The 6,269-nt window shown below is 59.3% G+C and carries 10 protein-coding genes; 5 read left to right on the top strand and 5 right to left on the bottom strand.

Translation table 11 applies throughout. The features are described from left to right. On the top strand, positions 1-465 hold a 465-nt coding region (locus GJ668_RS10815), incomplete at its 5' end, for a group II intron maturase-specific domain-containing protein (protein WP_281350211.1). A 114-nt stretch (positions 466-579) separates the two neighbouring features. On the opposite strand, the gene GJ668_RS10810 is transcribed toward GJ668_RS10815, so the two are convergent. Then, positions 580-864, bottom strand: a complete 285-nt coding sequence (locus GJ668_RS10810; RefSeq protein ID WP_155450161.1) for a hypothetical protein — start codon at positions 862-864, stop codon at positions 580-582. Positions 865-1,013: 149 nt separating this feature from the next. Here GJ668_RS10810 and GJ668_RS10805 point away from each other — a divergent pair, with 149 nt between their 5' ends. Next, positions 1,014-1,391, top strand: coding sequence for a hypothetical protein (locus GJ668_RS10805; RefSeq protein ID WP_155450160.1), 378 nt, complete (start codon positions 1,014-1,016; stop codon positions 1,389-1,391). Here GJ668_RS10805 and GJ668_RS10800 read toward each other — a convergent pair. The 4 genes from GJ668_RS10800 to gltX form a co-directional block, all read right to left on the bottom strand. After that, positions 1,377-1,631, bottom strand: coding sequence for a ParE family toxin-like protein (locus tag GJ668_RS10800; RefSeq protein WP_155450159.1), 255 nt, complete (start codon positions 1,629-1,631; stop codon positions 1,377-1,379). The two genes, GJ668_RS10805 and GJ668_RS10800, sit on opposite strands and share 15 nt — an antisense overlap. Further along, the gene (locus GJ668_RS10795) at positions 1,631-1,831 is read right to left on the bottom strand and encodes a hypothetical protein (protein ID WP_155450158.1); all 201 of its coding nucleotides are present in this window, start codon (positions 1,829-1,831) and stop codon (positions 1,631-1,633) included. Before GJ668_RS10795 ends, GJ668_RS10800 begins: the two co-directional genes overlap by 1 nt. Before the next feature lie 48 nt (positions 1,832-1,879). Further along, positions 1,880-2,476: a Uma2 family endonuclease gene (locus GJ668_RS10790; protein ID WP_155450157.1), complete on the bottom strand. Its 597-nt coding sequence runs from the start codon at positions 2,474-2,476 to the stop codon at positions 1,880-1,882. A 117-nt stretch (positions 2,477-2,593) separates the two neighbouring features. Next, entirely contained in the window at positions 2,594-4,009 is a 1,416-nt protein-coding gene (gltX, locus tag GJ668_RS10785; RefSeq protein ID WP_155450156.1) for a glutamate--tRNA ligase, read from the bottom strand. A gap of 147 nt (positions 4,010-4,156) precedes the next feature. Here gltX and GJ668_RS10780 point away from each other — a divergent pair, with 147 nt between their 5' ends. The 3 genes from GJ668_RS10780 to GJ668_RS10770 are packed head-to-tail and all read left to right on the top strand — an operon-like array spanning position 4,157 to position 6,226. Then, complete coding sequence (locus GJ668_RS10780) at positions 4,157-4,537, top strand: Mth938-like domain-containing protein (protein ID WP_155450155.1); 381 nt, start codon at positions 4,157-4,159, stop codon at positions 4,535-4,537. A 19-nt stretch (positions 4,538-4,556) separates the two neighbouring features. Beyond that, entirely contained in the window at positions 4,557-5,234 is a 678-nt protein-coding gene (locus GJ668_RS10775; protein ID WP_155450154.1) for a hypothetical protein, read from the top strand. Between the two features lie 2 nt (positions 5,235-5,236). Beyond that, positions 5,237-6,226 (top strand): zinc transporter ZntB, encoded by a 990-nt coding sequence (locus tag GJ668_RS10770; RefSeq protein WP_155450153.1) that lies wholly within the window; start codon positions 5,237-5,239, stop codon positions 6,224-6,226. The last annotated feature ends 43 nt before the right edge of the window (positions 6,227-6,269 follow it).

Here is a 6,269-nt window from a genome sequence, read left to right as displayed (position 1 = left end):
GACGCGTGTGTGTTCCTGGGATTCACCTTCCGGGGCAAGAAGCTGCGTTGGTCCGAGCGCGCCTACCAAGACTTCCGACACCGGCTGCGCAAGCTGACCGGACGGAGTTGGGGCGTGTCCATGGATTACCGGCTCAAAAAGCTCTCCGAATACGTCCGTGGTTGGATGGGCTACTTTGGCATCTCGAACTATTACCGGCCGATCCCCGAGCTGGACCACTGGCTGCGGCGGCGTGTCCGCATGTGCTACTGGAAACAGTGGCGCGGGGTGCGCAATCGCATTCGCCAACTGAGGGCTCTGGGAACACGGATACGGACCGCGATCTGGACGGGCATGAGCTCCAAGAGCTACTGGCATCTGTCCCGCTCGCTGGGCACGCAAACCGGGATGACCAATGACTGGCTGAAAGGCCAGGGCTTGATCAGCATTCGCGATCAATGGATGAAAGCGCATGGCTATGCCTGAAATCCTCGTGTGCTCCCTTCTTGTGAACCGCCTAGTGCGGACCCGCATGCTAGGTGGTGTGGGGAGGGGAGGGCGGGCTAAATACCCGCCCTTACCCGATTAGATGAGTCAATGTTAGTTTGCATTTTTTGATTCGAGCCATTTCTTAACATAAGGCTCACAAATCTCCCAAGCCACATCAATATGATTAGCTGCGCTTTCCAAGTCTTTACTTGCCGATAGGAGTTCTTTCGCTAATTTGATTCTGCCTCGGCCATCATCGGCTTTTCCATCTTTCTCTAGCTTCCCTGATAGTAACCTAAAAAATTCTGCCAAAGAATCATAATATAAATCGCATATATCTTCAGCCAGTTTTTCATGGCTTTCGTTATAGGATTTAATATTTTTTGTGTGCTTCATTGCATTCCTCCTTGGCACATCTAACCAGTGATTGGATGGTTTCGGGCTAACCTACCACACGAAATGCGGCCTTGACAATGCATCTGTGGACACTGATATTTTTGCGGGGTAACATCTAAAAGTACATGTTATCCCGCAGAGTTCTGCCCATGCGCGAGATCCCTCCAGCCCTAGCGTCCCGCTTCGATTCGACCCTGGTCGCTACCGGCATCGCGGAGAATCATCGGCCATATTTTCGCCGCTGGCTGCGGTTCTATCTGGACTTTTGCCAGAAGTACCAACAGGACTCCGCCTGTCGCTCAAGCCTCACCGCTTTCGACGCCAAGCTCCAGGACAAGGGACAACAACCGTGGAAGCGACAGCAAGCCCAGCAGGCCGTTGCACTGTATTTGACACTGTTAACGAACAAGGATCAGCCGCACACAGCTACGGAGACACCACACCATACAGACGCCGCCGCGATCGACACGACCGCTCGGCCGACTAACGGCTGGAGCACCGTGCTAGGCCAATTAGCCATTGATTAAACTATCATATTCTTCGTGATTTCCTATCCAAACCCACACATATCCGCCATCGTCTTCCATCGCAAGCGCACGGTGATTACCGCCAACCCGCACCGACCACAACTTCCCGACTTTCTTGAAACGCAAAGATGGATGGCGCGGGTTCTCTTTAAGTAGTTCATAATTCTTTCGCGCGAGTTTCTGTACTTGCTCTGGCAAGGCATAAAAGCAAGCCCAAAATCGCGCAGTGGTTTTGTGCATTAAATTTGACCAAGCATTCCTTTCGCTTTTTCCTCCAATGCCTCATTTATTAGAAAATCGAGTTTTCCGGCAGCACAGTCTTTTTCAATTTCCTCATCCCACATTTCCCAATCATGCTCGGATACCCAGTGCATGAGTTTTATATATTCACGATGAGGAAGGCCTTCGATTTCTATCTTGATTTCTTCGAATGTTCTCATAAGAGTACCTTTGTGGCCTAACTGTCGAGTTGCGTGCAATTCCCCGCCTCAATGTGGATCGACAGGAACTGGCGGGACCGCCAACACGACATCTTCATAGACATCGTCCAGCGTCAGACGCGGATGCAACGGCGGGCAATCAAACACGATCTCGCCACCATTCTCATAGACCTGATGCCGCCATTCGCCCGCCTCGTCCCGGCTGTAGACCTCGACCCGGTGGCAATCCTGAGCGATCAGGACGTAATAGCGCAGCGACGCCAGAGCGCGATAGGCGATAAGCTTTTCACGCCGATCAGTCAGTTCAGTGCTCGGCGAAAGCACCTCGGCGATCAGACAGGGCGCGGTTTTATAGAATGGCTCAGCATCCTCGGACGCACAGGTCAGTAGGACGTCCGGATAATAGAAGGCATCGTGGGCGGCGACCCGGACCTTCATATCGCCCATGAAGACGCCACAGGGCGTACCACGCGCGGCGGCGCGCAAATGAAAGGCCAGATTGAGACCGAGGCGATTGTGCGTCTCGCTGGCGCCGGCCATGGCGAAGACCTGACCGGCGATATATTCGTGACGGATGTCGCTCTGCTGTTCGCCGACGAGATAGTCGTCGACATCGATCATTAGGACGGCGGCGGTGGCTGGCATGATGACGCTCCTGTTCAACTCGCAACACATCCAAAGCATGCCAGTCCACAGACGCTTTGCACAAGCCTTGCAGACCGCCGCCGCATGCGCCGCGTATCTGTCACGGCGCAGACAGCATCAAGCCTCGCCACCACGCGCCGCGATATAGCCCAGCGCCTTATCAATCCGGCGCAGCGTCGCCTCCTTGCCGACCAGCATCAGCGTCTCCTCGATCCCCGGAGAGGCGGCACGCCCGACAATAGCCACGCGCAGCGGCTGAGCGACCTTGCCCAGATTGAGCTGCAATTCCTCGCTCACACCCTCGACCACATGCTTCAACTGCTCGGGGGTCCAGTCCTCGAACGCCATCAGCTCGAAAGCCGCACGCAGCTTCTCCAGCGGCTCGCGCGCGACCAGACGCAGATGCTTCTTCGCCGAGCCTTCGTCGAAGTCCTCGAAATCGCGATAGCAGAAGGCACTGATCTCGGCCAGCTCGACCAGCGTCTTGGCGCGCGCCGCCTGAGCCTTGACCACATCGGCCAGATCCGGCCCGGTCGAGGGATCGATATCGATCCGCCCCATGTGCGGACTGAGCAAGCGCGCGACCCGCGACGGCTCGGCCTGTTGCAGATACTGCTGATTGAGCCAGTCGAGCTTGCTGGTATTGAAGCTGGAGGCGGCCTTGTTGACGTCCGAGATATCGAACGCCTCGATCATCTGCTCGATCGAGAAGATTTCCTGATCGCCGTGCGACCAGCCGAGACGCACCAGATAGTTCAGCAGCGCCTCGGGCAGATAGCCCATGTCGCGATACGAGATGACGCTCACGGCGCCATGACGCTTCGACAGCCGCGCTCCGTCATCGCCGAGGATCATGGGGACATGGGCATAGCGCGGCGGCTCGAAGCCGAGTGCGCGCAGGATGTTGATCTGACGCGGGGTGTTGTTGATATGGTCGTCACCGCGAATGACATGGGTGATCTCCATGTCGGCGTCATCGACCACCACGCTCAGGTTGTAGGTCGGGGTGCCGTCGCTGCGACGGATGATGAGGTCGTCGAGTTCCTCGTTGGCGAACGGCATCCGACCACGGATGAGGTCGTCGACGATCACCACGCCATCGGCGGGATTCTTGAAGCGGATGACGTGCGGCTGATTCGGATCGACCTGCTTATGACGGCAGCAGCCGTCATAGCGCGGCTTCTGCTTGCGTGCCATCTGGTCGACGCGCAGTTTCTCCAGCCGCTCCTTGGGACAGTCGCAGCGGTAGGCCAGTCCCTTGTCGAGCAGTTCCTCGATGACCTGGTTGTAACGATCGAAGCGGTGGGTCTGGTAGAACGGCCCTTCGTCATAATCCAACCCGAGCCAGGTCATGCCCTCCAGAATGGCGTTCACCGACTCGGCTGTCGAGCGCTCCAGATCCGTGTCTTCGATACGCAGGACGAACTGACCGCCGTGCTTGCGGGCGTAGAGATAGCAGAAAAGCGCCGTGCGGGCGCCGCCGACGTGCAGATAGCCGGTCGGAGAAGGAGCGAAGCGAGTGCGAACGGTCATGATGTTTCAGTCTGGCTCAGGTGGATGAAAGGCCCGAATTCTACACGCCGACGCCGGATGGATGGCAACCGCGCGACCCTCCCCCGTCCCATCACGGAACGCGAGGCGCTACACTCGACGACTGGTTTGGTTATTCGGGGACGCACGATGAAATTTTCGGAAGCAGACGCCGGGAGCGGCTATCTGATCGAGGGCTATGGTTCGGGCTGGATCAGCCTCTCCGGACGCCGCTATACACGCAGCCTGATCCTAACGCCCTCGGAGATCATCGAACCCTGGGGGCCGACGGCGGCCGCGGATCTGACCCGCGAGCACTTGACGGTCATCGCGGATCTTACGCCTCGGGTGGTTCTGATCGGCACCGGCGATCAGCCGACCCTGCTCGATCCTGTGCTCTATGCCGGTCTGCTCGAACGCGGCATCGGCGTCGAGGTCATGACCACGGGCGCGGCCTGCCGCACCTATAACATCCTGGCGTCTGAGGGCCGCGAGGTCGTGGCTGGACTCATTCTCGAACCAACAGGCTGAACAGCGCCGGGTGGACTCTATGGACCGCTCCATCGTTCTCTCCATACTCGGTGCCGCCACGTTGGGCTTCGTCGGGATGCTGCTGCTGATGCCGGATCCGATCGAGGACGGAATCGCGCGACTGCCGTGGCTGATCGAACAGGACGCCAGCGGACGCACCCAGGTCTTCGGCTTCACGCTGGGCGCCACGACGCTCGCCGAGGTCCGCCAGGTCTTTCGCGAGGACGGCGAGATCAACCTGTTCCGGATGCCCGGTCCGTCTGGGATGCTCGCCGCTGAGGTCTATTTCGAACAGATCTATCTGGAACGTCTGCGCGCTGATTTCGTCCTGACCCTGGACGTCGATCAGGCGACCCTGACGTCGATGTATGATCGCGGACTGCGCATCAGCCAGACCGGCAGCGGCAGTCAGAAAGTCAAGCTGGATCCGAACGATGCCAAACGCCTGGCCGGGCGGCCCATCCGCGCCATCGTCTATCTGCCCAAGGCGCGGCTCGACGAGGCGTTGATCGAGCAGCGCTTCGGCGCACCCACGCAACGGCTCAGCGAGGCTGAGACCGGCATCGTCCACTGGCTCTATCCCGAGCGCGGACTCGACATCGGGCGCGATCCCAGCGGGCGCGTGGTCATGCAGTATGTGAATCCAGCCGATTTCGACGCCATCCTCGAACCACTCGTGACAGTGGACAGGGATTGAACATGACCGACACCAATCGACCAGCCACCCGCAGCCTCGTCTACGCCTATCGCCTGGATGGCCAGGGCGGAGGCACCGCCCTTGGTTGGAAAGACATCCACGCAGACTCCCGAACCGAAGGCGTGACCTGGATCCACCTTGACCTCCTGGACCCCGACACCAGCCGCTTCGTGCGTGAAGACAGCGGCCTGAACGAAGCGGTCGCGGACGGCCTGCTGGCTGAGCACACCCGACCGCGTTTGGTCCCGCTCGACGACGGCGTGCTCGTGATCCTGCGTGGGATCAACTTCAACCCAGGCGCCGAGCCCGACGATATGGTCTCCATCCGCATCTGGGCGAGCGCGCAGCTGGTGGTCAGCTGCCGCAAATTGCGGCTGCGCGCAGTCCAGGATGTGCAAGCGTCCATTGAGCGGGGACGCGGGCCTTGCAATGCAGGCGAACTCCTGACGGCCATCGCCGACCGGCTGGCCGAACGTATGGACGACGTCATCGAGGGACTGGAAATTCAGGCGGATGAGCTTGAGGAGCAGGTTGAAGAGGGCCGTCTGGAGGAGATCAACGCGGCCCTGGCGGACCTGCGCCGCACCTTTATCGGACTACGTCGCTATCTGGTCCCCCAACGGGATGCGCTGCTACGCCTGGCAGCGGCCAAAGTGGCCTGGCTAGAGGAGGACAACCGGGCTTGGCTGCGCGAGGTAGCGGACCAGACCACCCGTTACCTGGAGGCGCTGGAGGCGTCGCGAGATCGCGCCACCGTCACCCAGGAGGAACTGCTGCAACGCCTCTCGGAGAAAACCGAGAAGCGCATGTACCTGCTGTCCGTGGTCACCGCCGTTTTCCTGCCCCTGGGATTCATTACGGGATTGCTTGGCGTGAACGTCGGCGGCATTCCTGGCGCCGAAGCGCCCTGGGCTTTTTTCTTTTTGTGTCTTGCAACGGCCGCGGTCGTTACTTTGCAGTTGTGGTTCCTGCGCCGGAAACGCTGGTTCTGAGAATAGACATGCCGGGCAATGCCCTCTGGGGGTTCTGCGTGAG

It is taken from the genome of Allochromatium palmeri, from assembly GCF_009720725.1.
In the GTDB taxonomy this organism is placed as follows: domain Bacteria; phylum Pseudomonadota; class Gammaproteobacteria; order Chromatiales; family Chromatiaceae; genus Thermochromatium; species Thermochromatium palmeri.
The sequence above is the reverse complement of the archived record's forward strand: the minus strand, read 5'-3'. Positions and strand labels throughout refer to the sequence as shown.

Coding starts and splice junctions, on each gene's coding strand:
- gltX (WP_155450156.1), bottom strand. CDS start 4,009: ATGACCGTTCGCACTCGCTTCGCTCCTTCTCCGACCGGCTATCTGCAC.
- GJ668_RS10800 (WP_155450159.1), bottom strand. CDS start 1,631: ATGCACAAAACCACTGCGCGATTTTGGGCTTGCTTTTATGCCTTGCCA.
- GJ668_RS10805 (WP_155450160.1), top strand. CDS start 1,014: ATGCGCGAGATCCCTCCAGCCCTAGCGTCCCGCTTCGATTCGACCCTG.
- GJ668_RS10770 (WP_155450153.1), top strand. CDS start 5,237: ATGACCGACACCAATCGACCAGCCACCCGCAGCCTCGTCTACGCCTAT.
- GJ668_RS10780 (WP_155450155.1), top strand. CDS start 4,157: ATGAAATTTTCGGAAGCAGACGCCGGGAGCGGCTATCTGATCGAGGGC.
- GJ668_RS10775 (WP_155450154.1), top strand. CDS start 4,557: ATGGACCGCTCCATCGTTCTCTCCATACTCGGTGCCGCCACGTTGGGC.
- GJ668_RS10810 (WP_155450161.1), bottom strand. CDS start 864: ATGAAGCACACAAAAAATATTAAATCCTATAACGAAAGCCATGAAAAA.
- GJ668_RS10790 (WP_155450157.1), bottom strand. CDS start 2,476: ATGCCAGCCACCGCCGCCGTCCTAATGATCGATGTCGACGACTATCTC.
- GJ668_RS10795 (WP_155450158.1), bottom strand. CDS start 1,831: ATGAGAACATTCGAAGAAATCAAGATAGAAATCGAAGGCCTTCCTCAT.